Raw genomic sequence first — 26,926 nt, 5'->3', positions numbered from 1 at the left:
ATAGCCATCGCTGCTCTAGAGGCTTTTGGTAATAAAAATCACGATCCATGTATTTGGATCGTGATTTTTTGTTTTGTCATGCTGTTTTTAATCAATATCATTTAGTTTAAAAATATGGAATAACTCGTACCTTTATCCCTATGACCGACATTCAGAAACGATTCGACCGTATCCTTGCTATCTATATGCACCTGCAGGCAAAACCTGTGGTGACAGCTGCTGCGCTGGCAGAAAAATATGAAGTAAGCCTACGGACAATCTATCGTGATATCCGATCCCTGATGCAGGCTGGAATACCGATTTATGGCGAAGCAGGAAATGGTTACTCTTTGGTTGAGGGGTATAAGATGCCGCCATTGCAATTTAGCCGCGAAGAGGCCTTGAGTTTTGTCGCCGCAGAGAAATTGGTCGAAAAGTATACAGACAAGAATCTCGCCCACCATTTTACGACAGCAATGCTCAAGATGAAAGCTATTTTGAGAGGTAATGAAAAGGAACATGTTGCTCTGGTCGGAGAGAACTTTTTGGTACGGGGAGAACGTCATCAATTCAATGAAAAATTAACGCATGGAACCAATACGCTTATTGAAAGTATAGCAGCGAAAAAATGCGTGGAAATCTATTATTCCAAACCCTCCGACAAAACTCCAGAAAAACGTGAAATCGAAGCAGTCGGTATTTTTGTGGAAAGTAAGTTTTGGTACGTCCTTGCTTTTTGTAAACTCCGAAAGGATTATAGGCAATTTCGCCTGGACCGAATCAACAATATCCGGATACTTGCTGACGATTTTGGGAAAGATCATCCTGAACTTTCATTTTTCCTGAATAAGAAACATGAAATGCCGACAACCAGAGTGGTGGTCCAGGTGGACAAGGAGATGGCGCGATATATGGAATGGGATCGCCATTACTTTGGATTTCAAAAAGAAGTGGTTACTGATAGTTATGTTGAAATGCACTTTGAAAGCATTCATGTTGAAGGTGGGTTTGCCCGTTGGTATCTCATGTTTGCTGATAAAGGAAAGATTATAGAGCCGGAATCGCTAAAAGGAACCGTAAAACAATTGCTGGCGGCAGCAATCGAACAGGTTTAATCTGAGGTTAGGGGGCTTGGGGTTCCCCATCACGAGATTACTAAAGAAGGATACTTGTCCGGTATCTGAGTTGAACCCGAACAAGTATCTTTTATATTATATAGATTTTAAGATGTCAATAATAATGTGACGGGTAGCCATTATTATGTCTTCGACTAGTAATACTAGTATCTCAAATCTAATATCTCTCATCTCAAATTCAACAATTAATCACGCTCCCAGAAAAATGGAGGTTGGATACCCAACAGGCGTAAATAAACAAATCCTTGACCACGGTGGTGGATCTCATTATCGATGAAATAGAATATACTGTGGATGATCGGCGAATTGTATTGGCCGAATAGGTTAAATTCTTCGGAGAAACGTTCTGTTGGAATCTCGTCGAATAATGCACTGATCTGCGGAGTGGCTTCGTCCCAAGCTTGTAGCAGTTGAGCCTTGGTTGTATAGTTAAACTTCTCATTAAGTTCACCGCTTTTATTATTGACAATTTCCTGTAGTCCTGGGACAGCAATACCCAAGAGCTCCTGGATCATTTCGGCAAATGTCCGCATGCCCTCTACTTTATAGTTGAAAAGTGCTTCTTCGGGAAATTTTTCGATTGCTTTTCTTGTTAAATTTCTGTGGCCCAACCAATGTGCAAGTAATTCGTTCTTGGAAATGATTTCTGTTTTCATGATTATCGTATTAAAGTATTTAAATTTTAGTCTATACTAAGTGTCTTACGTTGTTAAGACAGTTCAAAATTAGCTAAACCAATGACAGCTGTATGGCAGTAGAAAAATAGAAATATTGTTTTTTTATATTTTTGTGCAGGTTGTAATGATGGGGAACATGAGCTGTGTAATTGGACGAATAAAAACGGATAACGGAGTAAAATAGAAAATAAAAAAATAATTCACTAATTATTTGACAGTTATAAAAATGTTTGTAACTTTGCAGTCCCTTAATGGGAATAGTGTGTCTTGAGCGAAGCCCTACTGCTTCGAAGGACTTTTAATTAATTAATTTACAACATGTCAGGTATTATTGGAAAAAAAGTAGGAATGACGAGCCTGTTTAACGCTGATGGGAAAAATATTCCTTGTACAGTGATTCAGGCCGGGCCGTGCGTGGTTACGCAGATACGTACGGAAGAAAAGGATGGCTACTCGGCAATTCAACTTGGTTTCGACGAAGCTAAGGAGAAAAACACGACAGCTCCTTTGAAAGGGCACTTTGCGAAAGCAAACACAACGCCTAAGCGTAAGTTGGTAGAGTTTAAAACTTTCCCAGATGCAAAACAACTTGGTGACGTAGTTGACGTTACACTTTTCGAGGAAGGCGAATTCGTAGATGTAGTCGGTACTTCAAAAGGTAAAGGTTTCCAAGGTGTAATGAAACGTCATGGATTTGGTGGTGTAGGTGGTGCGACTCACGGTCAGCACAACAGATTGCGTGCTCCAGGTTCATTAGGTGCTTCATCATGGCCTTCACGCGTATTTAAAGGTATGCGCATGGCTGGTCGTACAGGTGGTGACAGAGTTAAAGTTCAAAACTTACAGGTGTTGAAAGTTTACGCTGAGCAAAACCTTATCGTTGTTAGTGGTTCCATTCCAGGAGCTAAAGGTTCTTATGTAATCGTAGACAAATAGTAGAGATGGAAGTTAAAGTTTTAAATTTATCAGGTAAAGAAACAGGTGCCAAGGTGCAACTTCCTGAGTCGGTATTTGGGTTAGAGCCTAACGATCATGCGATCTATTTGGATGTGAAACAATACTTAGCGAACCAACGCCAAGGAACTCACAAATCTAAACAACGTAATGAAATCGCGGGTTCAACTCGTAAATTACACAAACAAAAAGGTACTGGTGGTGCTCGTGCGGGTTCTATCAAATCTCCATTGTTTAATGGTGGTGGTCGTGTATTCGGTCCTCAACCTCGTGATTACTCGTTCAAATTGAACAAAAAATTGAAACAAGTAGCACGTAAATCAGCGTTGTCTTACAAAGCTCAAGATAACAATGTCGTAGTTTTGGATGCAGTTCAATTTGATTCTTGCAAAACAAAAAACTATGTAGCATTAGTAAACGCGTTGAACATTGCTGACGAAAAAACTTTATTGGTTTTGCCAGCATATGATAAAAATGTTTATTTATCAAGCAGAAACTTGAAAAAGCAAAAGTTATTGTTGCTTCTGATTTAAATACATATGATGTATTAAATGCAACAAAATTATTGTTGACTACAGATTCTGTTAAAACTTTGGAGGAAGCATTAGCTAAGTAATATGGAAATTATCAAAAACCTATCTTGACTGAGAAAGCTTCATTGTTAACGGAAAAATTAAACCGTTACGCTTTCAAAGTAGATCACAGAGCAAACAAAATCCAGATTAAATCAGCTGTTGAAGCTATGTTCGGTGTTACAGTTCTTGCTGTAAATACTGCAGTTGTAGCAGGTAAAGCAAAAAGCCGTTACACAAAAGCAGGTTTCGTATCTGGTAGAGCTCCTAAGTATAAAAAAGCTATCATTACTATTAAAGATGGCGAAACTATTGACTTTTACAGTACTATATAATTTAAGATGGCAGTTAAAAGATTCAAACCGGTAACCCCTGGTACTCGTTTCAGAATAGGCGCAGATTATTCTGATGTTACTACAAACGTTCCTGAAAAATCGTTGGTAGTAAAAATCAACAAGAAATCAGGTGGTCGTAATAACTCCGGTAAAATGACTATGCGTTATCTCGGTGGGGACATAAAAAGTATACCGATTAATTGATTTCAAACGCGATAAAAAAGATATCCCTGCAAAAGTAGCTACTATTGAGTACGATCCAAACCGTACTGCTCGTATTGCATTGTTGCACTACGTAGATGGTGAAAAACGCTACATCATTGCTCCAGCTGGTTTAAAAGTTGGTCAAACTGTAGTAGCAGGTGATAAAGTTGCCCCAGAAGTTGGTAATACATTACCATTAGCAAACATTCCATTGGGTTCTATCATCCACAACATTGAATTAAATCCTGGTCAAGGTGGTTCAATTGCTCGTTCGGCTGGTACTTATGCTCAATTGTCTGCTCGTGATGGTAAATATGCCATCATCAAATTGCCTTCAGGCGAAACACGCATGATCTTATTGACTTGTGTTGCTACAATTGGTTCAGTATCGAACCATGAAAGATCTAACCAAGTGTTAGGTAAAGCAGGTCGCAAACGTTGGTTAGGTCGTCGTCCAAGAGTTCGTGGTGTTGCAATGAACCCAGTAGATCACCCTATGGGTGGTGGTGAAGGCCGTACTTCAGGAGGTCACCCACGCTCACGTACAGGTGTATTAGCTAAAGGCTTCAAAACACGTTACAAGAAGAAAACATCGAATCGTTACATCATTGAGAGAAGGAAAAAATAATGGCTCGTTCAATTAAAAAGGTCCTTATATCGATCACAACTTAGAAAGAAAAGTTCTTTCTATGAATGAAACTAACAAAAAGTCAGTTATCAAAACATGGTCTCGTAGATCAATGATTTCACCTGATTTTGTTGGCCATACCTTCGCAGTGCACAACGGGAATAAATTTATCCCTGTTTATGTAACAGAAAATATGGTAGGTCACAAGCTTGGTGAATTCGCGCCTACGCGTACATTCAGAGGCCACGCAGAAAAGAAAAAATAATAGGTAATGGAAGCAACAAAAAACTTAAAAAGTCTGTCTTAATCAGACAGCGCAAAGAGCAAGAGAAAGCTCAACAAGGTGGAGCTTCGGATGCCAAATTATTGAACTGCCCTACTTCGCCTCGTAAGATGCGTTTAGTGGTAGACTTAATTCGTGGTCAGCGTGTTGAAAATGCATTATACATTTTGAAACACTCTAGTAAAGAAGCTGCTGCTCGTGTAGAAAAATTATTATTATCTGCAATCAAAAACTGGGAAGCCAAAAACGAAGGTAAATCAGTGGAAGAAAGCGAACTTATTGTAAAAGAAGTATCAGTAGGTGGAGGTCGTCAATTGAAAAGATTGCGTCCAGCTCCTCAAGGTCGCGGATACAGAGTTCGTAAACGTTCAAATCACGTTACGTTGGTAGTTGATAGCAAATTAAACGTTGAACAAAACTAATTTATTGAGAAATGGGACAAAAAGCAAATCCAATAGGTAGCAGATTAGGAATCATCAAAGGTTGGGATTCTAACTGGTTCGGAGGTAAAAACTATTCCGATAAATTAGTTGAAGACGAAAAAATCAGAAAATATCTTTCTGTTCGTATTGCAAAAGGTGGTGTTGCTAAAGTTGTTATCGAAAGAACTTTAAAACGTATCACTGTTACAATTCACACTGCTCGTCCAGGTATCGTTATCGGAAAAGGTGGTCAAGAAGTTGACAAGATCAAAGAAGAGTTGAAAAAACTGACTAAAAAGGATGTTCAAATCAACATTTTCGAGATCAAACGCCCTGAGTTAGATGCTAAGTTAGTAGCTGAAGGTGTCGCTAAGCAATTAGAGGCGCGTATTTCATTCCGTCGTGCAATGAAAACTTCAATCGCTTCTACAATGCGTATGGGTGCAGAAGGTATCAAAATCATGTGTTCTGGTCGTTTAGGTGGTGCTGAGATGGCACGTACTGAACAATACAAAGAAGGAAGAACTCCTTTACACACATTGCGTGCTGATATCGACTACGCTTTAGCTGAAGCATTGACTACATACGGTAAAATCGGTATCAAAGTTTGGATCTGTAAAGGTGAGGTTTACGGTAAACGTGACTTATCTCCAAACATTGGTCAAGCATCAGGTGTAAAATCACGTGGTAACCACGAAGGTGGTGGCGAACGTCGTGACAACCGTAACAACAAAGGTGGTCGCGGTGGAAACAACCGTGGTGGAAACAACCGTGGTGGAAATAACCGTGGTCCGAAAAAGATTAATAGAGTTTATTTAGATTACAACAAAAACCTGCTGAAGAAGCAGATTTAAAAAGTATACGAACATGTTACAGCCAAAAAGAACGAAGTTCAGAAAGATGCAGAAAGGCCGCATGAAAGGTAACGCTTCTCGTGGAGCGGAGTTAGCTTTCGGTTCTTTCGGTATCAAAACAATGGAGCAAGCATGGATCACTAGTCGTCAAATCGAGGCAGCTCGTATTGCGGTTACACGTTATATGAAACGTGAAGGTCAAGTTTGGATTCGTATTTTCCTGACAAACCTGTTACGAAAAAACCTGCAGAGGTACGTATGGGTAAAGGTAAGGGTGCTCCAGAATACTGGGTAGCAGTAGTACGCCCAGGCCGTATGTTATTTGAAGCAGAAGGTGTGCCTTTGAAATTGCCAAAGAAGCTTTACGCCTTGCAGCTCAAAAACTTCCGGTTCAAACTAAGTTTGTGATTCGTAGAGACTACGTTGAAGCATAAAAATCTTGGTAATGTCATCATTTAAGCGTTAGGGCCGTTACCCCTAACGCTATATATAAACGGATGATAACCCAAATAACAACTGAAAAAACATGAAAAATTCAGAAATTTTAGAATTATCTAATGAGGACCTAGCAGCTCGTCTAGTCGAGGAGAAAACGGCCCTTACAAAATTGAAATTTGCACATGCTGTTTCAGCTATTGAGAACCCTAACGTGATCAAAGCAGCACGCAGAGCTATCGCTCGTATTAGTACAGAGATCAGTGCACGCAAAGCTGCAGCTAAAAACGAAACAGCCTCTGAGGCGTAAAAATTAAGTCGAAATGGAAAGAAATTTAAGAAAAACAAGAATCGGCTTAGTAGTTAGCAACAAAATGGACAAATCTATTGTAGTAAGTGTTGAGCGTAAAGTAAAACACCCTATCTATGGTAAGTTCGTTAAAAAAACTACTAAATTTAAAGCTCATGACGAAACTAATACCTGCGGTATCGGCGATACGGTATTAATCATGGAAACTCGTCCGCTGAGTAAAACAAAAAACTGGAGATTAGTTGAAATTATAGAAAGAGCTAAATAACATGGTACAACAAGAATCAAGACTTAATGTAGCTGACAATAGCGGTGCTAAAGAAGTTTTAGTAATCCGTGTATTGGGCGGTACGCGTAAGCGTTATGCATCAATCGGAGATAAGATTGTTGTATCGGTGAAAAGCGCTATGCCTTCAGGAAACGTGAAAAAGGTTCCGTTTCTAAAGCAGTAGTAGTTAGAACGAAAAAGAAATCCGTCGTAAAGATGGTTCTTATATCCGTTTTGATGACAACGCCGCTGTATTATTAAATAATAATGATGAGCCACGTGGCTCACGTATCTTTGGCCCTGTTGCCAGAGAGTTGCGTGAGAAACAGTTCATGAAAATTGTATCACTAGCACCGGAGGTTTTATAATTATGGCAATCAAGAAAACAAAAACGACTACGCACAAAATCAAAATTAAAAAAGGTGATTTAGTGAAAGTTATCGCTGGTAACTCTAAAGGTGTTCAAGGAAAAGTATTAACTGTTTTAGTGGATAAAAATAGAGCTATCGTTGAAGGCGCTAACATCGTAAAAAACACACTAAACCAAGTGCAGCTAATCCTAATGGTGGTATCATTGAGAAAGAAGCTGGTATTCACATCTCTAATTTAGCTGTTATCGATCCTAAAACGGGTGAAACTACTCGTGTAGGTCGTAAGTTAAATGCAGATGGTAAATTAGTTCGTTACGCTAAAAAATCAGGGAGGAAATTAAATAATGACTTACGTACCAAGATTAAAAGTGAAATATGCGGAGGAAATCCGTAAAGCACTTCAAGAAAAATTTCAGTATAAAAGTATTATGCAGGTTCCTAAACTTGAGAAAATCGTTGTTTCACAAGGCGTAGGAGCTGCAACAGCTGACAAGAAATTGATCGATAACGCTATCGCAGAATTGACTTTGATTACAGGTCAACAAGCTGTTGCTACAAAATCGAAAAAGATATTTCAAACTTTAAATTGCGTAAAGGCATGCCTGTAGGGGCACGCGTTACTTTACGTGATAACAACATGTTTGAATTCTTGGATCGTTTGGTAGCAGTATCGCTTCCACGTATTCGTGACTTCCGCGGTATCAACGATAAAGGTTTTGACGGACGTGGTAACTATAACTTAGGTATCACTGAACAAATCATTTTCCCTGAGATCAACATTGATAAAATCAACAAGATCCAAGGTATGGATATCACTTTCGTGACTTCTGCTCAAAATGATGTTGAGGCTTTAGAATTGTTGAAGCAGTTCGGTTTACCATTTAAAAATCAAAATACTAATAACAATGGCTAAGGAAGGATTAAAAGCACGCGAAGTAAAACGCGCTAAATTGGTAGCTAAATATGCGGCAAAACGTGCAGAATTAAAAGCTGCTGGCGATTACGTTGCATTAGATAAATTACCTAAAAATGCTTCTCCGGTACGTTTACACAACCGTTGTAAATTGACTGGCCGTCCTAAAGGATATATGCGTCAATTCGGTATCTCTCGTGTAACTTTCCGTGAGATGGCTTTAGATGGCAAGATCCCAGGGGTGAAAAAAGCTTCTTGGTAATTAAAAAAAAATACTTAATTTTGCCCGGGCAATTCTACTAGGGATTGCCGGGGTTTTTGCATTTTAAAATTGTTTAACAGATAGAAGGTCCCATACCAATGGTTGGGAGGAAACCGCTGTCACAAATTTTCATATATAATGACTACAGATCCAATTGCGGATTACCTTACACGAGTAAGGAATGCCATCAAGGCCAACCACAGGGTTGTTGAAATTCCTGCATCGAACCTTAAAAAGAAATCACTAAAGTTCTTTTTGACAAAGGTTACATTGCTAATTACAAATTCGATGAGAATGGCGTACAGGGTACGATCAAAATCGCATTGAAATATAACCCAATTAGCAAAATTCCGGCTATTCGTACGTTGACACGTGTGAGTAAACCTGGTTTAAGAAAGTATGCAAGCGTTGATACTATGCCTCGTGTTTTGAATGGTTTAGGTATTGCTATCTTGTCAACATCTAAAGGTGTAATGACAGATAAAGAAGCTAGACTTCAAAATGTTGGTGGTGAAGTTTTATGTTACGTTTATTAATCTAGGTAAAAGCACAAAGAAATGTCAAGAATTGGAAAAGCGCCTATCGCTATCCCTGCTGGGGTAACTGTTACTATTTCGGACAAAAACTTAGTTTCAGTAAAAGGTCCTAAAGGCGAATTAACACAACAAGTTGACCGTGACATCAATATTGCTCAAGAAGAAGGCAATATCGTCGTGACACGTCCAACTGATCAAAAGAAACACAAAGCATTACACGGTCTATACCGTTCCCTGTTGAACAACATGGTTCAAGGTGTGACTGAAGGTTACAAAACTACTCAAGAGTTAGTCGGTGTAGGTTACCGTGCTACAAGTACTGGTAATGTATTAGAGTTAACTTTAGGTTTCTCTCACCAGATTGTTTTTGTATTGCCAAATGAAGTTAAAGTATCAACTACTGCTGAAAAAGGTAAAAACCCTACAATCACTTTAGAATGTGCTGACAAACAATTGATCGGTCAGATCGCGGCTAAAATCCGTGGCTTCCGTAAACCAGAACCTTACAAAGGAAAAGGTATCAAGTTTGAAGGCGAAGTGTTGAGAAGAAAAGCAGGTAAATCAGCTAAAAAATAATAATCATGGCAGGACAAAAAGCATCTCGTAGAGAGAGAATCAAAAAGGAATCAGAAAAAACCTTGCTGGAACGTCTGAACGTCCACGTTTATCGGTTTTTAGAAGTAACAAAGGTATCTATGCGCAAATCATTGATGACAATGCAGGTAAAACATTAGTTGCTGCATCTAGCTTGTCAAAAGATTTTGTTGCATCTGGTAACAAAGTTGATCAATCTAAAGCTGTAGGTAAATTGGTTGCTGAAAAAGCAGTAGCAGCAGGTATTAATAAAGTAGTTTTTGACCGTAATGGGTACTTATACCATGGCCGTATCAAATCTTTGGCTGAAGGTGCTCGCGAAGGCGGTTTAGACTTTTAATCTTAGAAAGAAATGGCATTAAGCAATATAAAAAGAGTAAAATCAAGCGAAATTGAATTGAAAGATCGCTTAGTAAGTATCCAACGTGTAGCTAAAGTTACTAAAGGTGGTCGTACTTTCAGCTTCTCTGCAATTGTTGTAGTAGGTGATGAAAACGGTATCGTTGGTTACGGTTTAGGTAAAGCGAAAGAGGTAACTGAAGCTATCACTAAAGGTATCGACGACGCAAAGAAAAATTTAGTGAAAGTTCCTGTAATCAAAGGTACTGTTCCTCACGCACAATATGGTAAATATTCTGGTGGTTCAGTTTTGATTAAACCAGCTGTAGGTGGTACAGGAGTTTTGGCAGGTGGTGCAATGCGTGCAGTATTGGAGTCTGCTGGTATCAAAGACGTATTGGCTAAATCATTAGGTTCTTCTAACCCACACAACGTGGTAAAAGCAACTGTAACTGCTTTAGCAAACATGCGTGATGCATATACAGTGGCACAACACCGCGGTGTCGATTTGAATAAAGTATTTAACGGTTAATTATCATGGCAAAAATCAAAATCACCCAGATAAAGAGCGTTATCGACAGAAGCGAGCGCCAAAAGAAAACTATTGAGGCATTAGGTTTGAAAAGAATCAACCACTCAGTAGAAGTTGAAGCTACTCCATCAATCATTGGAATGGTACGTAAAGTAAACCATTTAGTAGCTATCGAAACTATTTAATATTAGCATATGGAAAGGGTCTTTGGGCTCTTTCCATTACTTGTTATTAATAATCATTATTTTTAATCGCTAGTACCTGTTTAGTGAGAGCGAAGGGCTAGCACAATTTAGTTTAAAAATGAACTTAAGTAATTTAAAACCTGCAAAAGGTGCAGTAAAAGGTAGCAAACGTATCGGTCGTGGTACTGGTTCTGGTCGTGGTGGTACTTCTACACGTGGTCACAAAGGTGCTGGTTCTCGTTCAGGTCACTCTACGAAAATCGGTTTCGAAGGTGGTCAGATGCCTTTGCAACGTCGTGTACCTAAATTTGGTTTCAAAACATCAACCGTGTTGAGTACAATGGTGTCAACCTAGATACTTTGCAAGCGTTGATCGAGAAATTCAATTTGACGGCTGTAGATTTCGATGCATTGAAAGCTCATGGATTAGTGTCTAAAAATGACAAAGTAAAAATCTTGGGTCGCGGTGAATTGAAAGCTAAAGTTGAAGTAACAGCGCACGCGTTTACTGCTTCTGCTCAAAAAGCTATCGAAGCTGCAGGCGGTTCTATCGTTAAAATTTAATAAATGAAGAAACTAATCACAACCTTAACCAATATTTGGAAAATCGATGATTTACGTACGCGTATTCTAAATACCTTACTTTTTCTTTGATTTACCGTATTGGATGTCACGTGGTATTACCAGGTGTAAATCCTCAAGCTTTGGCTTCCGGTCAAAAAGAGGGTTTATTGGGCCTATTGGATATGTTTGCGGGGCTCGTTCTCTCGTTCAGCTATCTTTGCGTTAGGGGTAATGCCATATATCTCGGCATCCATTGTTGTTCAATTGTTGGGCATCGCGGTTCCTTACTTCCAAAAGATGCAGAAAGAAGGGGAAAGTGGTCGTCAAAAAATGAATCAGATTACTCGCTATTTAACATTAGGGATTACTTTGCTTCAAGCTTTTGCTTATGTACGTACTCAGATCGAGCCAAGTGCTAAGACAATCGCTGACCCATTGTTCACGATTCTGACTGCCATAGTTTTGACAGGCGGTACTTTATTTGTGATGTGGTTAGGGAAAAAATTACTGATAAAGGTATCGGTAATGGTATTTCTTTGATCATCATGACTGGTATTATCGCTCAATTGCCAAGTGGTATCACTGCGGAATGGGTTTCTAGAATGGCGAAAGGTGGTGGTGGTCCAATTCCATTGTTGCTTGAATTTGTGGCTTTGTTTTCGTTGTGATCTTTACGATCTTGATCGTACAAGGGGTTCGTAAGATCCCTGTACAATACGCGAAGAAAATCGTTGGAAACAAGCAAGTCGGTGGAGTACGTCAGTATATACCGTTAAAGGTAAATGCTGCAGGTGTAATGCCAATCATTTTTGCACAGGCAATTATGTTTGTGCCGATGAGTTTAGGACAGTTCTTCCCAAATCTTCAGTCGGAATTTTTGACTTCGTTGAGTAACTATACTTCTGTAGCGTACAACGTGACTTTTGCGGTGTTAATTATCGCATTTACGTTCTTCTATACAGCGATCATGGTTAATCCACAACAGATGTCAGATGACATGAAGAAAAACGGAGGTTTTGTCCCAGGTATTAAACCGGGATTGGAAACTAGTAATTTTATAGACCGCGTAATATCAAATATTACATTTCCAGGTGCAATTTTCCTAGCGATCATTGCTATTCTACCTGCTATTGCAAGTTTGTTTGGTATTAATAATCAATTTGCGCACTTCTACGGAGGTACGTCCTTATTGATTTTAGTAGGTGTGGTGTTGGATACTTTGCAACAGATCGAATCTCATTTATTGATGCGTCATTACGATGGATTGATGAAAACAGGTCGTATTAAAGGTCGTTCGGCCGCGTCTGTAGAGGGAATGGATCATTCGGCAATTTAATTTCTTTAGATGTCTAAAGTATTTTATAAGTCAGCAGATGATATAGAGCAATTGCGGAAGTCAGCAGATGTGCTTTCGCAATTGCTTGGTGAAATCGCAAAAGTGATTAAACCTGGGGTAAAAACTATATCTCTTGATAAATTAGCTTATGAGTATATTCATGATAACGGTGGAACGCCAGCGTTCTTAAATTATCATGGATTTCCATACTCTTTGTGCATCTCTGTCAACGATCAGATTGTACACGGTTTTCCTAGCGATTACGAAATTAAAGATGGTGATCTTGTTTCTGTCGATGGGGGTGTCAATTTGAACGGTTTTATCAGTGATTCAGCCTACACTTTTGGTGTTGGTGAAATTTCTGAGGAAGCGCAATTGTTGTTGGATGTCACAAAGGAATCATTGTACAAAGGTGTTGAACAGGCTGTGGCCGGTAAACGTGTTGGGGATATTTCCTCTGCGGTTCAAGAGTACGTGAGCAAATTCGGTTTCGGAATTGTGCGCGAACTGGTCGGACATGGCGTTGGATATCATTTACATGAGAAACCTGAGGTTCCGAATTACGGAAAACGTGGCGCAGGTCCAAAATTGGAAGAAGGTTTGGTTATTTGTATCGAACCGATGATCAATGCAGGACGCGCAGGTGTTCGTTTTTGGGATGATGGTTGGACTGTAAGTACAGTAGATGGGAAGTTATCGGCGCACTTCGAACAGATGGTTGCAATCCGAAAAGGAGAACCAGATGTGTTGCTGACATTCGAACATGTAGAGAAAGTTTTGAACAAAAAGTAGTTGGTTTTCAATTATTTTTATTTATCTTTGCACTCCTGTTCGCAGGCTTTTAAATTAAATTTAATCGAGAATATATGGCTAAACAAGCCTCAATAGAACAAGACGGTATAATTAGAGAGGCACTTTCTAATGCTATGTTTAGGGTAGAGTTGGAAAATGGACATGAAATCATTGCCCATATTTCTGGTAAAATGCGTATGCACTATATCAAAATTTTACCTGGGGATAAAGTTAAATTGGAAATGTCTCCGTATGATTTGACTAAGGGAAGGATCACTTACCGCTATAAATAGTCGTAAGCCTTTTAATTAGCGCAAGCTTTTGAAAAAATAAATATCATGAAAGTAAGAGCATCAATAAAAAAACGTAGCGCGGACTGTAAGATCATCCGTCGTAAAGGTAAAGTTTTTGTAATCAACAAAAAGAACCCTAAGTTTAAACAACGTCAGGGTTAATTCATTAAAAAAATAATAGCTTAATATTATATGGCAAGGATAGCAGGTATTGATTTACCTAAAAACAAAAGGTGTGATCGGCCTTACCTATATTTTTGGTATCGGTCGTACAAGAGCTGAATATATCTTGGAAAAAGCTGGTATCAGCGAAGATGTGAAGGTACAAGAGTGGAATGATGAGCAATTGGCAGCAATTCGTAGCATCATCAACGACGAATTGAAAGTAGAAGGTGCATTGCGTTCTGAAGTTCAATTAAACATCAAACGTTTAATGGATATCGGTTGTTACCGTGGATTGCGTCACCGTAAACACTTACCAGTTCGTGGTCAACGTACTAAAAATAACTCACGTACTCGTAAAGGTAAACGTAAGACAGTTGCAAACAAGAAAAAAGCTACTAAATAATAAATAAGAAATGGCTAAAACTAAAAAGCTGCAAAAAAGCGTATCGTTGTTATTGAACCTGTAGGTCAGGCTCACATTAACGCAACGTTTAACAATATCATTGTAACTTTGACTAACAATCAAGGACAAACTATTTCTTGGTCTAGTGCTGGTAAAATGGGTTTCCGTGGTTCTAAAAAGAACACTCCATACGCTGCTGGTCAGGCTGCACAAGATTGTGGAAAAGTTGCTCATGATTTGGGTTTACGCAAAGTTGAAGTGTTTGTTAAAGGACCTGGTGCTGGTCGCGAATCGGCAATCAGAACATTACAAACTGTAGGAATCGATGTGACTACTATCAAGGATATCACTCCACTTCCTCACAACGGTTGTCGTCCTCCAAAACGCAGAAGAGTTTAATTAATTTAAAGATAAGATTCATCGGCTATAGGCTGATAGATACTTTAATTGTAAAAGAAAATGGCTAGATATACAGGACCTAAGTCCAAAATTGCCCGTAAATTTAGAGAGCCGATCTTCGGCCCAGATAAAGCGTTAGAAAAGAAAAATTACCCTCCTGGACAACACGGGGCTTCTAAACGCAGAGGTAAACAATCTGAATACGCTATTCAGTTGTTAGAAAAACAAAAAGCAAAATACACTTACGGTGTATTGGAGCGTCAGTTCGCAAACTTATTTGTTAAAGCTGCCTCTAAACAAGGTATTACAGGTGAGATCTTCTTGAAATTACTTGAAGCTCGCTTGGACAACGTAGTTTACCGTTTAGGTATTGCTACTTCTCGTGCCGCTGCTCGTCAGTTGGTATCTCACAAACACATTACTGTTAACGGAAGCGTTGTTAACATTCCATCATATAGCTTGCGTCCAGGTGACGTTGTAGCAGTTCGTGAACGTTCTCAAACTCTTGAAGCCATCACAAATTCAGTTGCAGGTCGTACTGTAAATAAATTTTCTTGGTTAGAGTGGAATGCGAAAGAATTGACAGGTACTTTCTTAAGCTATCCAGAAAGATCTGATATTCCTGAAAACATCAAAGAGAACTTAATCGTTGAGTTATACTCTAAATAATAAATAAAATAGAAGTATGCATAGTCCATTTTTGGGGTATGCATCTTTCTATTGTATTACAATTATTATTACAAATAAAACATTAAAAGAAAATAAATGGCAATTTTAGCATTTCAAAGACCGGATAAAGTTATCATGCAAAAATCTACGGATTTTGATGGTACGTTTGAATTTCGTCCATTGGAGCCTGGTTTTGGTGTAACCATTGGTAATGCTTTGCGCCGTATTCTATTGTCCTCGTTAGAAGGATATGCAATTACGTCGATAAGGTTTTCTGGCGTTTCGCACGAATTTTCAACGATCAAAGGTGTTGTTGAAGACGTAACTGAAATTATCTTGAACTTGAAACAAATCCGTTTCAAAAAAACAGGTGAGATTGGCGACAACGAAAAGGTATTTGTAGTAATCAATGGTCAAGAACAATTCTTAGCTGGTGATATCACAAAATTCTCTAATAACTTTACTGTCTTAAATCCAGACTTAGTAATCTGTAACATGGATAACGCAGTGACAATTGAATTGGAATTGAGTATTGCTAAAGGTCGTGGATATGTAAATGCAGATGAGAATAAAGTGACTGACGCTCCAGTAGGTGTTATCGCTATCGATTCGATCTTTACTCCGATCAAGAATGTTAAATATACCATTGAGAATTACCGTGTAGAGCAAAAAACTGACTACGAGAAGTTGTTGTTAGATATTTCTACAGATGGCTCAATTCACCCCGAAGAAGCTTTAAAAGAGGCTGCTAAGATCTTAATTCAACACTTTATTTTATTCTCTGATGAGAATATGCTTCTGGAGTCTCAAACGAAAGAAGAAACTAAAGTAGTCGATGAAGAAATCTTGCATATGCGTAAGATTTTGAAAACTGAATTAGTAGACCTTGACCTTTCAGTGCGTGCATTGAATTGTTTGAAAGCTGCTGATATTCGCACATTAGCTGAGTTGGTAACTTACGACGTAGCTGATATGTTGAAATTCAGGAACTTCGGTAAAAAATCGTTAAGTGAAATCCAAGAATTGGTTAAATCTAAAGGTTTATCATTCGGAATGAACTTAGCAAAATATAAATTAGACGAAGAATAATAATTTATTAAGCGACCACTATATGTAATTCCTCTTGAAGTCGATTGCTGAAGAAGATGGGCGTATTGCCTCTGAAAGGTTTAGCAATTTAGGTAAAACAAGAACGGTACATATAGTATAATAAAATCAAAATGAGACACGGAAAAAAAGTAAATCACTTAGGCCGTACGGATAGCCATAGAAAAGCAATGTTGGCTAACATGGCAACATCATTAATCCTACACAAACGTATCACTACAACTTTGGCTAAAGCTAAAGCGTTGCGTACTTACGTTGAGCCTTTGATTACTAAATCTAAAAACGACACAACACACTCTCGTCGTACAGTATTCGCTTATTTGAAAGATAAAGACGCAGTTTCTATCTTGTTCCGCGAAATTTCTGAAAAAGTAGCTAACCGTCCAGGTGGCTACACTCGTATCATCAAAATGGAAAACCGTTTAGGTGATAACGCAGAAATGGCTTTCATCGAGCTAGTTGATTACAACGAAATCTACGGTAAAAAAGCTGCTGCAGCTGAGAAAAAGCTACTCGTCGTCGTGGCGGTGCTAAAAAGCTGCTGCTCCTGCTGAAACTGAAGCTCCTGCGGAAGTAAAAGCTGAAGTAGAAGGTGAAGAAAAAGTTGACGGAGAATAATATTGTTCCCGTTATCATAGAAAAAGTCCTCTTTTAAGGGGACTTTTTTATTTTATGACCATTCCTACCGTTATAACTGATATATTTGTAATGCTAAAATCTGATAGCTTTTTCTAATACAAGCTATTTCGTTTATCAATCTATAATTCATTAAGATGAAACCATTTGATGTTTATCCCATTAATCCCATTAACATAGTTAAAGCTAATGGATCTACGGTGTGGGATGCCGAAGGAAATGCTTATTTGGACTTGTATGGTGGCCATGCCGTGATATCGATCGGACACACGCATCCCCACTATGTGCAACGTATTACGGAGCAGTTGAATCGTATCGGATTCTATTCTAATTCTGTTGAAATTCCAATTCAGCGTGAACTTGCACGATTGCTTGGCGAAGTATCTGGTAAGGTTGATTATGACTTATTCCTTTGTAATTCTGGCGCTGAAGCGAATGAAAATGCATTGAAGCTTGCTTCCTTTTATAATAAAAGAAAAAAAGGTGATTGCATTCTCGAAATCTTTCCACGGTAGAACGTCGTTGGCTGTAGCTGCTACGGACAACCCGAGTATTGTTGCGCCTATTAACGAAACAGAGAACGTTGTTTTTCTTCCTTTCAATGATGAGGATGCACTAAAGGAAGCATTTTCAGCTTATGGTGAGGAAATATCTTCTGTTGTTATCGAAAGTATTCAAGGTGTTGGTGGAATTAGGAAGCATCCGTTGCCTTTCTTCAATTGATCCGCTCACTTTGTGACCAATATAATGCCGTATTTATTGCTGATGAGGTACAATGTGGCTATGGTCGGACAGGCTCTTTCTATGCACAGGATTATTCTGGAGTAGATGCGGATATATACACGATGGCAAAAGGAATGGGGAATGGTTTTCCTATTGGTGCAATCAGTATCTCTCCTAAGTTTAAAGCTTCCCATGGTAGTTTGGGGACAACCTTTGGCGGCAATCATCTGGCCTGTGCCGCGGCTTTGGCTGTTTTGGAGGTCATCCAACAGGATCGTTTGATGGAGAATGCGAATGCTGTAGGACAGTATCTCATTGACGAACTAAAGAAAATTGAAGAGATTGTAGAAGTGAGGGGAAGAGGATTAATGATCGGCATTGAACTTCCAGCATCTTTGGCACATGTAAAGAAAGATCTTTTATTAAAGAATCGTATTTTTACGGGGAGGCTAAACCGAATGTTATTCGCTTGCTTCCAGCATTGAATATTACAAAAGAGCATGCTGATCAGTTTTTATTGGCATTAAAAGAACATATAAAGGCGGTTGTAGTCGCTTAAAGATAATAGATGAAATAATCCAGACTGGCCTCCTGATATCAGGGACGATCAATCTGGAGTGTTCCATCCGCATAAATAAACAAGTGGGTAGCACAGTGTGTTGTGCCATAGAAAATACCCCATAAATGATTTATATAGATGAAAAAGTTTTCTCTGTAAAAGACGTATCCAGTGTAGCAGATGTTGTCCAGGAGGCGTTAGCGCTAAAAGCGGCACCTTATGATAATCAAGATCTTGGTAAACATAAGACCTTGGGTCTTGTGTTTTTAAACCCCAGCTTGCGTACTCGTCTGAGTACCCAAAAAGCGGCGATGAACTTGGGGATGAATGTGATGGTCATGAATATGGACAAGGATGGTTGGGCATTGGAGACACAGGATGGTGTCGTGATGAACGGCAGTACTGTTGAGCATATCCGCGAGGCGGCAGCGGTCATGGGCGAATATTGCGATATACTTGGATTGCGATCTTTTCCGAAGCTAAAGGACCGAGAGGAGGACTACAGCGAGGATCTATTCAATAAATTTATTAAATATTGTGGTGTCCCTGTTGTTTCTTTGGAAAGTGCCACACGTCATCCATTACAGAGTTTGACGGATATCATTACCATTACCGAGCATAAGAAGACGGCGAAACCAAAGGTTGTATTGGCTTGGGCTCCGCATGTGAAAGCTTTGCCACAAGCTGTGCCGAATTCCTTTGCAGAGTGGATGTGTAAGGCACAGGAAGAAGGGCTTGTAGAGTTTACGATTGCACAACCTATGGGTTATGAACTGAGCAAGGATTTTACAAAGGGAGCTACGATTTCAACGAATTTAAATGAAAGCCTGAAAGACGCTGATTTTGTTTATGTGAAAAACTGGTCATCCTATCAGGAATATGGCGAGGTATATACGGTAGACGAGGATTGGATGATGGATAATGAAAAACTGTCTTTGACAAATGATGCGAAGGTCATGCATTGTTTGCCTGTCAGACGGGATCTGGAGTTGTCATCTGAGATTTTGGATGGACCGAACTCGTTGGTTATTAAAGAGGCAAGTAATCGTGTCTGGGCAGCTCAGGTTGTTTTAAAACGAATGCTGGAAGATCTAGTCTAAGACCGATCTTTTGATTATTGAGAAACTATTTTTATTTGGGAAAAGTTGCGTAATGGCTAATAGTGTATTAAATATTATAAAAATTGGCGGAAATATTATCGATGATGAGCGTCTGTTAGATTCTTTTTTAGAGAAATTTTCTGCATTGTCTGGGAAGAAGATCCTAGTGCATGGCGGTGGTAAAATTGCAACACGTTTGGCAAGCGAGCTTGGTGTACAAGCTCAAATGGTTGAAGCCGTAGAGTGACGGACGAGGATATGCTACGTATAGTCACGATGGTATATGCTGGATTAACAAATAAAACCATCGTTGCCAAATTACAAAAATTAAAATGTGACGCTGTAGGTTTAACTGGTGCTGATGGCGATGTGATAAAGGCTATAAAACGTCCTGTCAAGGATATTGACTATGGTTTTGTAGGGGATTTATTGCATGATTCTGTGAATACACTAGCGATAAAAAAATTCCTGGAAGCAGGTTTTATTCCTGTATTCTCTGCCATCACTCATAATGGTTTAGGACAGCTGCTTAACACCAATGCTGATACTATTGCCTCTTCGTTAGCGGTCTCCTGGCGTCTTTATATGAAACGTCATTGGTCTATTGTTTCGAGAAAAATGGTGTGTTACGCGATGTGACAGATGAAAACTCGGTTATACCAACGATTAAATCCGAAGAATTTGAATATCTCAAAGAATCGGGAATTGTCAATGATGGTATGATTCCGAAACTACAAAATGCATTTAATGCAATAAATAAAGGTGTTCAGGAGGTATATATTGGTCATGCCAATAATTTGCACTTGTTCCAACAAGGACAATTTGGTACCTGCTTGACATTAAAGTAATCATGTAATCTAATCTAAACCCAACTATGAAAAAGGTCACTATTATCGGAAGTGGCAATATCGGTCTATCCTTGGCAAAAGGGCTTGTAAAAAGCGAATTTGCCGGCGCTGCTGATATTACATTGACCCGCAGAAATCTGAATGCTTTGGCTGAAGAGGCAAGCCAAGGATTCTCGGTAAGTAATGATAATAAAGCCGCTGTTAAAGGCGCTGATATTGTTGTCTTCGCCATACTACCACAGCAGTTAAAAAAGGTATTGGTTGAAGTTGCTCCCGAAATAGATAAGAAAAACCAGATTTTTGTATCCATTGTATCTGGTGTTTCATGTGCTGACCTGAAAGCGGTGTTGGGTGAGGATGCAACTGTAATACGCGCTATGCCGAATACGGCAATCGCGATTGCTCAGTCGATGACTTGTATTGCGAGTGATAATGCTTCGGATGTTAGTCTTGCTGAGGTGGAGAAGATGTTTGAGACCGTTGGATCAGTTGTCGTTATCAATGAAGATCTAATGACTTCGGCAACTGCCTTGTGTGCCTGTGGAATCGCCTTTTTCCTGCGTGCTATCCGAGCTGCATCACAAGGTGGGGTTGAGATAGGTTTCCATGCACATGATGCCTTGAAAATGGCCGTTCAAACAGCTAAAGGTGCTGCGGATCTATTGTTGCATACGAATGCTCATCCAGAAGGTGAGATTGATAAAGTTACTTCGCCGAAAGGATGTACTATTGCGGGATTGAATGAGATGGAACATAATGGTTTTAGTTCTGCATTTATCAAGGGAATAAAATTGTCTGCGGATAAAGCAGGAGGATTATATCATGAAGGATAAAGATAGCTTATTTCAGGATAGTCTAGCTTTATTGAAACAGTTGATCGCTGTATCTTCCCTAAGTCGAGAGGAAATGTTGACAGCGGATCTGATTGAAGCCTTTTTCAATGAACGGTATATTAAGACCTTCAGGAAGGGAAACAACGTTTGGGTATATAATGCGCATTACGAGTCAAATAAGCCAACGGTCCTGCTTAATTCGCACCATGACACAGTAAAGGCTAACCCTGGTTATACCCGTGATCCATTGGTTCCTACGGTAGAGGAGGGAAAGCTTTATGGCTTGGGTAGTAATGATGCAGGCGGGTGTTTGGTGTCACTGATTGCCACCTTCTTGTATTTTTACGAAGAGAAGGATTTAAAATATAATTTTTGTCTGGTAGCGAGTGCTGAAGAGGAAATCTCAGGTCGAAATGGTATTGAGTCTGTGCTGGAAGATATTGGAACGATTGATTTTGCAATCGTTGGTGAGCCAACACTGATGGATCTTGCCGTAGCCGAAAAAGGGCTGATGGTATTGGACTGTAATGCAATAGGAATAGCGGGGCATGCCGCCCGTAACGAAGGTGATAATGCGATTTATAAAGCAATTAAAGATATTCAATGGTTTAAGGACTATGCTTTTGAAAAAACATCAGCAACCTTGGGCCCGATCAAAATGTCAGTGACGATGATTCAAGCTGGATCGCAGCACAATGTAGTGCCGGCCAACTGTAGTTTTGTCGTCGATGTAAGAACAACTGATGCTTATACCAATGAAGAAACCTTAGCGATAATCAAGTCCCATGTCTCTTCGGAAGTTTCGGCTCGTTCTACGCGTTTGAAATCTTCTTCTATTCCGGAAGAACATCCTATTGTTCGAGCAGGAATAACGCTTGGCCGTAAGCTATATGGCTCGCCGACGATGAGTGATCAAGCGCTTATTCCGGTACCTTCTTTAAAGCTGGGGCCAGGTGATAGTGCGAGATCGCATATGGCGGATGAATTTATCTATATTGATGAAATTAGGGAAGGAATTGATTTGTATATAGCGATGCTACAAAGATCGTATAAAAAAGCTTCCAACTGTTGGAAGCTTTTTTTATACTAGACTAAGCTGATCTGACGCTTAATACTTTCTTCAAGGGAGATGATCGTTTCCGTACGTTGGATCCCAGGTACTGATTGGATATCTTCGTTCAATACTTTTCTGAGGTGGACAGTGTCCCTACAGATAATTTTTGCAAAAATACTGTATTGGCCGGTACAATAATGTAGCTCAACCACTTCTTTGATTTCCTTCAATTTATCTACCGCATCTGCATATTGTGAACCTTTTTCTAGATAGATACCGAGAAAGGCAGTGATGTCAAATCCAACTTTTTGAGGATTGATAATTAGATTTGAACCTCTGATGATACCTAATTCTTCCATCTTCTTCATTCTAACGTGGATGGTACCACCTGATACGATTAGCTTTTTCGCTATCTCAGTATAAGGAATAGAAGCATCGTTCATTAGAATAGACAGGATTTGGATATCCAAATTGTCTAGATCATAGTTTGCATATTGATTTTCCATTAACAATGGGTTTTGTGTTTCATTCATTGGTCATACATCAAAATCTGACCAATAGCTAAAATAATTAAATTTATTTCAAAATTACTAAGAATTTTCGGTTTATAGATGTAAATTTAATAAAAAATACTTATTGATATTGATAATGTTATATGTTTTTGATTGAAAGTGCTTATAATTGTTTTGGAGGTGATTTTATTGTAAGGTTATCGGATTGTTTCGTTATCTTGTTATTAAAGTCAGGAAGACGATAAAGATGTAGGATAAAGATCAAAAACAAAAGACAAGTAAGCTGCAGGTGTGTTAAACCAAAGTCTCCGTACGCATATCTAATATCTCAAGACTAAAATAAAGATGGAAGAAGTTCAAGATGTGAAGATTTCGAGGAAGAAGCCGATCTTTGAGGTAGGGGAAGGGCTTCATAAATATCTTAAGCTATATCAAAGGGATGAAAAGCTGCCCATTGGTTATAAGGATCTATTGAATTTTACAGAGACCGTACCGGTCATGGATAAATTTGGTAATGATACGTTCTGGGAAACACCACTTTATCCTCAATATCTGATTGATCAATTATATGATGGGCTAAAGGTCATCTATGCAAAGCTTAAAGCTTCTGGCAACACACGCATTGTACAGCACAAATATATCGACCGTGTGGAGTACTGTGGTTTTGGTAATACAAGACCATTTCGGATTCGTATTGTAAACCGATTGAATGACGTTTATGATTATTTTTATATCAAACAGGCGGATGCATCACGGATTTATGGTTTAGAACTGGAGGAAATATTATCTCCAAATCAGGTCAACTATATGGTGGATCAGGATACACTGGTTGAAGAACATATCGTTGGTATCCCGGGTGATATATTTTCGCAGACCAGGATGTTTACACCGGATTACAATTTGACACGTATTTCGAAGGAATTTGTCAAGTTTAATGAACGTTGTATTATCACGCTGCTGGGGATATGCGTGCCTATAATTTTGTCATGCAGATTACACCTGATTTTGATGACTTTCAGTTTCGGATCAGAGCAATTGATTTTGATCAGCAATTTTATGAGGGAAATCCCAAGGTCTATATGCCGCAATTTTTTAAAGAGAACTATCCATATGTCAAGCTTGCGATGGAACATCTAACTGAAAAAACGGTGTTGCAATACCAACAGGAGGAGCGGTCCTCGATTGTACATCGGGTACGAAGTGAACGCCACAGAATCGCTGATCTTCGGGACGCTTCGCAGACACAAATTCTTTCGACGCCCGAAAACATTAAACAACTGCGCGAAGGCTACGCAGAGTTTTACCAAAATAATTCTTATTTGAAGTGCAAGACCATGACTGATATTGTCGAATTAAATGTGAAGAATGTAATTCGACAGGTACAGATGTAGCTATTTGATTCGGTCTTTGTTGTCTTTGATAAAAGAAGACCAACCCGAATAAGATTTGCCACTGCCTGAGGTACTATTTTTTTGAAATGAATGACAAACAGCAATTGCCAGCCCATCTGTTGCATCTAGAAATTGAGGTGTCTCTTCGAATTTTAAGAGATTTTTGAGCATGGCAGAAACCTGTTCTTTCGTGGCATTACCATTTCCCGTAACGGATTGTTTTATTTTTCTGGGTGAATATTCAAAGATCGGAATATCCTGTGCCAGCGCTGCTGCCATAGCAACACCCTGTGCCCGTCCTAGTTTGAGCATCACTTGAATGTTTTTGCCATAGAAGGGTGACTCCAGTGCAACACAGTCTGGATTATATTCTTGCATTAATGCAGAGGTTTTTTTGAAGATGCGTTGCAATTTTAGCGCATGGTCGTCGAGATGCCCCATTTTGATGACGCCCATTGAAATAAGGGAGATGGTATTGCCAACTTCTTTAATAATTCCGTATCCGAGTACGACTGTCCCGGGTCGATCCCTAAAATAATTCTTTCTTTCGCCTTTTCCTTCTGCATGTACAATATTACAAATTTTGCTTTTTATAAGTGGATTGCTGTACACAAAACTTAATCATTTGGCTAAAATTTAGTAACATTGCTCTCTAATTATCAAAAGTTGACTGGGAGACAAAAAAATATATCAGTCTTTTATTGAAGATACTTGTGTTTGCACTTGCAACATGGTACATTATTACCAAGGTATCTGATAAGAGCAATATCGATAAGTTTAAGACGCTAATCACAGGACTAGAGCAGCATTCTGTTGTCTGGACATTGATCCTGATTGTTGTTTTAATGCTTGTAAACTGGCTTCTGGAGGTTGTTAAATGGCGCTATCTTGCATCCAAGCTGGAGCATATATCCTTTTGGAAGGCATTTCAATCCGTTTTTGTGGACTTACGTGGGCGATTTTTACCCCGAATAGGATTGGTGAATATGGCGGAAGGGTGTTGTTCCTGAAGCCGCAGAATAGGGCTAAAGGTGCTGTTGCGATGGGCGTAGGATTATTTGCTCAACTGGTATTGACAAGTGTTGCAGGTTCGCTGAGCATAGCTTGGTTTATCTGTAAGTTTTTGTCCACACCTTTATCCGTTCAATTTGGTGTCTGGTTGCTGGCCATTATTTACGCTGCTGGATTTGTCATTTTGTATTTTAATGTGAGATGGGTGGATATGCTTGTGGGGCGAATTAAGTTTTTGGCGAAAATAAAACCTTTTTTGAGGTACTGGAGCATTATTCCGCACGTGAACTGAGCATTGTTTTGGTAAACTCACTAGCAAGGTTTATTATTTTTACTTCGCAGTATATTATTTTGATGAAGCTAACCTTACCAGAGCTGCCACTTGTCTCCATGGTTTTGATGATCTTTATCCTCTTTTTTGTTCAGGCAGCTTTGCCGACATTGGATATTTTCGATTTTAGTGTACGTAGTTTTGTGGCAAGTAATCTTTATAGCTATATTACAACACAAGAAATTGCGGTGATGGCTATTGTATCGTGTATCTGGTTTGTCAATTTGATTCTCCCCGCGATATTTGGTTCTATTTTTTTTTTAAGATTAATTTTTCGGTGATACAAATTCTTAGCTATTTATTGATCAGTTTTGCCTGCGTGTACGCCATTCTAGTATTATGGATGCGTAAAGGTTGGGCCACGATTCAAGCGCCTACAGGTCTCTTACCTTCTACCAAGACTGTATCAGTTATTATCGCTGCACGGAATGAAGAATTGAATATCCGGCGAACGATAGAATCAATATTGAATCAAAATTTTCCGGGTGAACTTCTTGAACTTATTATTATTGATGATCATTCGGATGACAATACCTCCGCTATTGTAAAGGAATATGCGGAACGGGGTGTGAAATTGATTCAGTTAAATGAGAATGGCCGAATGAATTCCTATAAGAAGCTTGCGATTTCAAGAGCAATTGACTGCTGTAGGGGAGATTGTCATTACTACAGATGCAGACTGTAGGATGGGAGCAAATTGGCTTGCGACTGTGATCGGAACCTTTGAAAAGGAGGATGCTTATTTATTGTCTTCTCCAGTTGTATATTCGGAGGAAAAGAGCTTTTTTGAGCGATTGCAGACCTTGGAATTCTTGTATCTCATAGGTCTTGGTGCTGCAGGTATAGGTAATAGAAAGCCTACGACCTGTAATGGTGCTAATTTGGCCTATCGAAAAGATATATTCAAGCAAATGGGTGGGTTTAAAGGAATTGACGAGCTGGCATCTGGGGATGATGAGTTATTTTTGCATAAAGTGGCGGAGAAGCACCCTGAACGAATTTCTTTCTGTAAATCGGAGGAGGCGACCGTGTATACAGATGCCAAGCCCGATCTTAGGTCATTTATCAGCCAAAGAAGACGTTGGGCATCTAAGAGTACCAAGTATAAAAATAAGGGAGTTATTGCTTTAGGGATCGCTATTTGGCTGTTTAATGTGTTATTATTGGTCGGAGCCATTCTTGCAGTTGCAGGTATTAAAACACTTGCTTGGGTTATCCTCTTCGCATTACTACTTAAAATGATAGTCGAACTGTTGTTTATCCAGCCTTTAACCAATTTTGCAAAACGGACTAATCTGCTCTGGTATCTTCCTATATTGAGTCTGGCCCATATTCTGTATTTAGCTTATATTGGAATATTGGGGAATATTGGAAAGTATGATTGGAAGGGTAGACAAGTCAAATAATTCTA

General features: G+C 39.1%; 25 protein-coding genes and 18 pseudogenes. 40 read left to right on the top strand and 3 right to left on the bottom strand.

All coding sequences use genetic code 11. The features are described from left to right. The first annotated feature begins 140 nt into the window (after nt 1-140). On the top strand, nt 141-1,094 hold the full coding sequence (locus tag KUH03_RS15540) for a YafY family protein (RefSeq protein WP_257094580.1): 954 nt from the start codon (nt 141-143) through the stop codon (nt 1,092-1,094). A 206-nt stretch (nt 1,095-1,300) separates the two neighbouring features. Here the strand turns inward: KUH03_RS15540 and KUH03_RS15535 are convergent, their stop codons facing one another. After that, nucleotides 1,301-1,771 (bottom strand): DinB family protein, encoded by a 471-nt coding sequence (locus KUH03_RS15535; RefSeq protein ID WP_257094578.1) that lies wholly within the window; start codon nt 1,769-1,771, stop codon nt 1,301-1,303. 339 nt (nt 1,772-2,110) lie between these two features. Between KUH03_RS15535 and rplC the strand changes: the two genes are divergently transcribed. The 34 genes and pseudogenes from rplC to KUH03_RS15365 all read left to right on the top strand — a co-directional run bounded on the left by rplC (nt 2,111) and on the right by KUH03_RS15365 (nt 22,306). Further along, on the top strand, nt 2,111-2,728 hold the full coding sequence (rplC, locus tag KUH03_RS15530; protein WP_104385215.1) for a 50S ribosomal protein L3: 618 nt from the start codon (nt 2,111-2,113) through the stop codon (nt 2,726-2,728). 5 nt (nt 2,729-2,733) lie between these two features. After that, nucleotides 2,734-3,362 (top strand): annotated as a pseudogene (gene rplD, locus KUH03_RS15525) (50S ribosomal protein L4). Between the two features lie 24 nt (nt 3,363-3,386). Then, complete coding sequence (gene rplW / locus KUH03_RS15520; protein ID WP_257094576.1) at nt 3,387-3,653, top strand: 50S ribosomal protein L23; 267 nt, start codon at nt 3,387-3,389, stop codon at nt 3,651-3,653. A gap of 6 nt (nt 3,654-3,659) precedes the next feature. Beyond that, nucleotides 3,660-4,485: pseudogene (rplB, locus tag KUH03_RS15515) on the top strand (50S ribosomal protein L2). Continuing rightward, nucleotides 4,485-4,750: pseudogene (rpsS, locus tag KUH03_RS15510) on the top strand (30S ribosomal protein S19). The pseudogenes rplB and rpsS overlap by 1 nt, the downstream one beginning before the upstream one ends. Before the next feature lie 128 nt (nt 4,751-4,878). Further along, nucleotides 4,879-5,190 (top strand): 50S ribosomal protein L22, encoded by a 312-nt coding sequence (gene rplV, locus KUH03_RS15505; protein WP_249776120.1) that lies wholly within the window; start codon nt 4,879-4,881, stop codon nt 5,188-5,190. A gap of 11 nt (nt 5,191-5,201) precedes the next feature. Further along, the gene (gene rpsC, locus KUH03_RS15500; RefSeq protein ID WP_257094574.1) at nt 5,202-6,044 is read left to right on the top strand and encodes a 30S ribosomal protein S3; all 843 of its coding nucleotides are present in this window, start codon (nt 5,202-5,204) and stop codon (nt 6,042-6,044) included. Between the two features lie 13 nt (nt 6,045-6,057). Continuing rightward, nucleotides 6,058-6,452 (top strand): annotated as a pseudogene (gene rplP, locus KUH03_RS15495) (50S ribosomal protein L16). A 118-nt stretch (nt 6,453-6,570) separates the two neighbouring features. Further along, nucleotides 6,571-6,789, top strand: a complete 219-nt coding sequence (gene rpmC / locus KUH03_RS15490; protein ID WP_108636200.1) for a 50S ribosomal protein L29 — start codon at nt 6,571-6,573, stop codon at nt 6,787-6,789. A 13-nt stretch (nt 6,790-6,802) separates the two neighbouring features. After that, a complete protein-coding gene (gene rpsQ / locus KUH03_RS15485; protein WP_046674872.1) occupies nt 6,803-7,057 on the top strand; it encodes a 30S ribosomal protein S17 in 255 nt (84 codons plus the stop codon). 1 nt (nt 7,058) lies between these two features. Beyond that, nucleotides 7,059-7,425 (top strand): annotated as a pseudogene (gene rplN, locus KUH03_RS15480) (50S ribosomal protein L14). A 2-nt stretch (nt 7,426-7,427) separates the two neighbouring features. Continuing rightward, nucleotides 7,428-7,822, top strand: a pseudogene (gene rplX, locus KUH03_RS15475) (50S ribosomal protein L24). Further along, a pseudogene (gene rplE, locus KUH03_RS15470) lies at nt 7,773-8,341 on the top strand (50S ribosomal protein L5). Before rplX ends, rplE begins: the two co-directional pseudogenes overlap by 50 nt. Next, nucleotides 8,334-8,603 carry a 30S ribosomal protein S14 gene (gene rpsN / locus KUH03_RS15465; protein WP_028071569.1) on the top strand — a complete coding sequence of 90 codons (270 nt, stop codon included), beginning with the start codon at nt 8,334-8,336 and terminating at the stop codon, nt 8,601-8,603. The pseudogene rplE and the gene rpsN overlap by 8 nt, the downstream one beginning before the upstream one ends. Before the next feature lie 135 nt (nt 8,604-8,738). Beyond that, nucleotides 8,739-9,139: pseudogene (rpsH, locus tag KUH03_RS15460) on the top strand (30S ribosomal protein S8). 21 nt (nt 9,140-9,160) lie between these two features. Further along, nucleotides 9,161-9,715: a 50S ribosomal protein L6 gene (gene rplF, locus KUH03_RS15455; RefSeq protein ID WP_257094573.1), complete on the top strand. Its 555-nt coding sequence runs from the start codon at nt 9,161-9,163 to the stop codon at nt 9,713-9,715. A 5-nt stretch (nt 9,716-9,720) separates the two neighbouring features. Continuing rightward, nucleotides 9,721-10,073 (top strand): annotated as a pseudogene (rplR, locus tag KUH03_RS15450) (50S ribosomal protein L18). A gap of 12 nt (nt 10,074-10,085) precedes the next feature. After that, complete coding sequence (rpsE, locus tag KUH03_RS15445) at nt 10,086-10,604, top strand: 30S ribosomal protein S5 (RefSeq protein WP_104385209.1); 519 nt, start codon at nt 10,086-10,088, stop codon at nt 10,602-10,604. Between the two features lie 5 nt (nt 10,605-10,609). Continuing rightward, nucleotides 10,610-10,789, top strand: a complete 180-nt coding sequence (rpmD, locus tag KUH03_RS15440; RefSeq protein WP_046674880.1) for a 50S ribosomal protein L30 — start codon at nt 10,610-10,612, stop codon at nt 10,787-10,789. A 118-nt stretch (nt 10,790-10,907) separates the two neighbouring features. Then, a pseudogene (rplO, locus tag KUH03_RS15435) lies at nt 10,908-11,353 on the top strand (50S ribosomal protein L15). Between the two features lie 3 nt (nt 11,354-11,356). After that, a pseudogene (secY, locus tag KUH03_RS15430) lies at nt 11,357-12,689 on the top strand (preprotein translocase subunit SecY). A gap of 9 nt (nt 12,690-12,698) precedes the next feature. Further along, a complete protein-coding gene (gene map, locus KUH03_RS15425; RefSeq protein WP_104385207.1) occupies nt 12,699-13,481 on the top strand; it encodes a type I methionyl aminopeptidase in 783 nt (260 codons plus the stop codon). Nucleotides 13,482-13,555: 74 nt separating this feature from the next. Beyond that, the gene (infA, locus tag KUH03_RS15420; protein WP_002997456.1) at nt 13,556-13,774 is read left to right on the top strand and encodes a translation initiation factor IF-1; all 219 of its coding nucleotides are present in this window, start codon (nt 13,556-13,558) and stop codon (nt 13,772-13,774) included. Nucleotides 13,775-13,819: 45 nt separating this feature from the next. Further along, on the top strand, nt 13,820-13,936 hold the full coding sequence (gene ykgO, locus KUH03_RS15415; protein WP_013665024.1) for a type B 50S ribosomal protein L36: 117 nt from the start codon (nt 13,820-13,822) through the stop codon (nt 13,934-13,936). 30 nt (nt 13,937-13,966) lie between these two features. Then, nucleotides 13,967-14,342, top strand: a pseudogene (gene rpsM, locus KUH03_RS15410) (30S ribosomal protein S13). 42 nt (nt 14,343-14,384) lie between these two features. After that, nucleotides 14,385-14,741, top strand: coding sequence for a 30S ribosomal protein S11 (rpsK, locus tag KUH03_RS15405; protein ID WP_257097003.1), 357 nt, complete (start codon nt 14,385-14,387; stop codon nt 14,739-14,741). 60 nt (nt 14,742-14,801) lie between these two features. Further along, nucleotides 14,802-15,410: a 30S ribosomal protein S4 gene (gene rpsD, locus KUH03_RS15400; RefSeq protein WP_223584518.1), complete on the top strand. Its 609-nt coding sequence runs from the start codon at nt 14,802-14,804 to the stop codon at nt 15,408-15,410. Nucleotides 15,411-15,506: 96 nt separating this feature from the next. Continuing rightward, nucleotides 15,507-16,499: a DNA-directed RNA polymerase subunit alpha gene (locus KUH03_RS15395; protein WP_077438111.1), complete on the top strand. Its 993-nt coding sequence runs from the start codon at nt 15,507-15,509 to the stop codon at nt 16,497-16,499. 131 nt (nt 16,500-16,630) lie between these two features. Next, nucleotides 16,631-17,135: pseudogene (rplQ, locus tag KUH03_RS15390) on the top strand (50S ribosomal protein L17). 155 nt (nt 17,136-17,290) lie between these two features. Further along, nucleotides 17,291-18,361: pseudogene (locus KUH03_RS15385) on the top strand (aspartate aminotransferase family protein). A 199-nt stretch (nt 18,362-18,560) separates the two neighbouring features. After that, a complete protein-coding gene (locus KUH03_RS15380) occupies nt 18,561-19,535 on the top strand; it encodes an acetylornithine carbamoyltransferase (protein ID WP_257094571.1) in 975 nt (324 codons plus the stop codon). A 52-nt stretch (nt 19,536-19,587) separates the two neighbouring features. Further along, nucleotides 19,588-20,383: pseudogene (argB, locus tag KUH03_RS15375) on the top strand (acetylglutamate kinase). 26 nt (nt 20,384-20,409) lie between these two features. Next, nucleotides 20,410-21,216 carry a pyrroline-5-carboxylate reductase gene (proC, locus tag KUH03_RS15370; RefSeq protein WP_257094569.1) on the top strand — a complete coding sequence of 269 codons (807 nt, stop codon included), beginning with the start codon at nt 20,410-20,412 and terminating at the stop codon, nt 21,214-21,216. Then, the gene (locus KUH03_RS15365) at nt 21,206-22,306 is read left to right on the top strand and encodes a M20 family metallo-hydrolase (RefSeq protein WP_257094567.1); all 1,101 of its coding nucleotides are present in this window, start codon (nt 21,206-21,208) and stop codon (nt 22,304-22,306) included. The genes proC and KUH03_RS15365 overlap by 11 nt, the downstream gene beginning before the upstream one ends. On the opposite strand, the gene KUH03_RS15360 is transcribed toward KUH03_RS15365, so the two are convergent. After that, nucleotides 22,303-22,776 (bottom strand): Lrp/AsnC ligand binding domain-containing protein, encoded by a 474-nt coding sequence (locus KUH03_RS15360; RefSeq protein WP_046674894.1) that lies wholly within the window; start codon nt 22,774-22,776, stop codon nt 22,303-22,305. The two genes, KUH03_RS15365 and KUH03_RS15360, sit on opposite strands and share 4 nt — an antisense overlap. 351 nt (nt 22,777-23,127) lie before the next feature. Between KUH03_RS15360 and KUH03_RS15355 the strand changes: the two are divergent. Beyond that, nucleotides 23,128-24,173 (top strand): annotated as a pseudogene (locus KUH03_RS15355) (hypothetical protein). On the opposite strand, the pseudogene ruvC reads toward KUH03_RS15355, so the two are convergent. After that, a pseudogene (ruvC, locus tag KUH03_RS15345) lies at nt 24,174-24,739 on the bottom strand (crossover junction endodeoxyribonuclease RuvC). It lies immediately after the preceding pseudogene. Nucleotides 24,740-24,874: 135 nt separating this feature from the next. Here ruvC and KUH03_RS15340 point away from each other — a divergent pair. The 4 genes and pseudogenes from KUH03_RS15340 to KUH03_RS15320 all read left to right on the top strand — a co-directional run bounded on the left by KUH03_RS15340 (nt 24,875) and on the right by KUH03_RS15320 (nt 26,921). Further along, the gene (locus KUH03_RS15340) at nt 24,875-25,183 is read left to right on the top strand and encodes a hypothetical protein (protein ID WP_257094559.1); all 309 of its coding nucleotides are present in this window, start codon (nt 24,875-24,877) and stop codon (nt 25,181-25,183) included. Continuing rightward, complete coding sequence (locus KUH03_RS15335) at nt 25,171-25,476, top strand: hypothetical protein (RefSeq protein ID WP_257094558.1); 306 nt, start codon at nt 25,171-25,173, stop codon at nt 25,474-25,476. The genes KUH03_RS15340 and KUH03_RS15335 overlap by 13 nt, the downstream gene beginning before the upstream one ends. Before the next feature lie 8 nt (nt 25,477-25,484). Beyond that, the gene (locus KUH03_RS15330) at nt 25,485-25,796 is read left to right on the top strand and encodes a hypothetical protein (RefSeq protein ID WP_257094556.1); all 312 of its coding nucleotides are present in this window, start codon (nt 25,485-25,487) and stop codon (nt 25,794-25,796) included. Nucleotides 25,797-25,858: 62 nt separating this feature from the next. Next, a pseudogene (locus KUH03_RS15320) lies at nt 25,859-26,921 on the top strand (glycosyltransferase). Nucleotides 26,922-26,926: the final 5 nt, after the last annotated feature.

The sequence above is a fragment of the Sphingobacterium sp. E70 genome (genome assembly GCF_019285695.1).
GTDB classification, from domain to species: domain Bacteria; phylum Bacteroidota; class Bacteroidia; order Sphingobacteriales; family Sphingobacteriaceae; genus Sphingobacterium; species Sphingobacterium detergens.
Note: the sequence above shows the minus strand (reverse complement) of the source record. Positions and strands in the feature narration are given on the sequence as shown.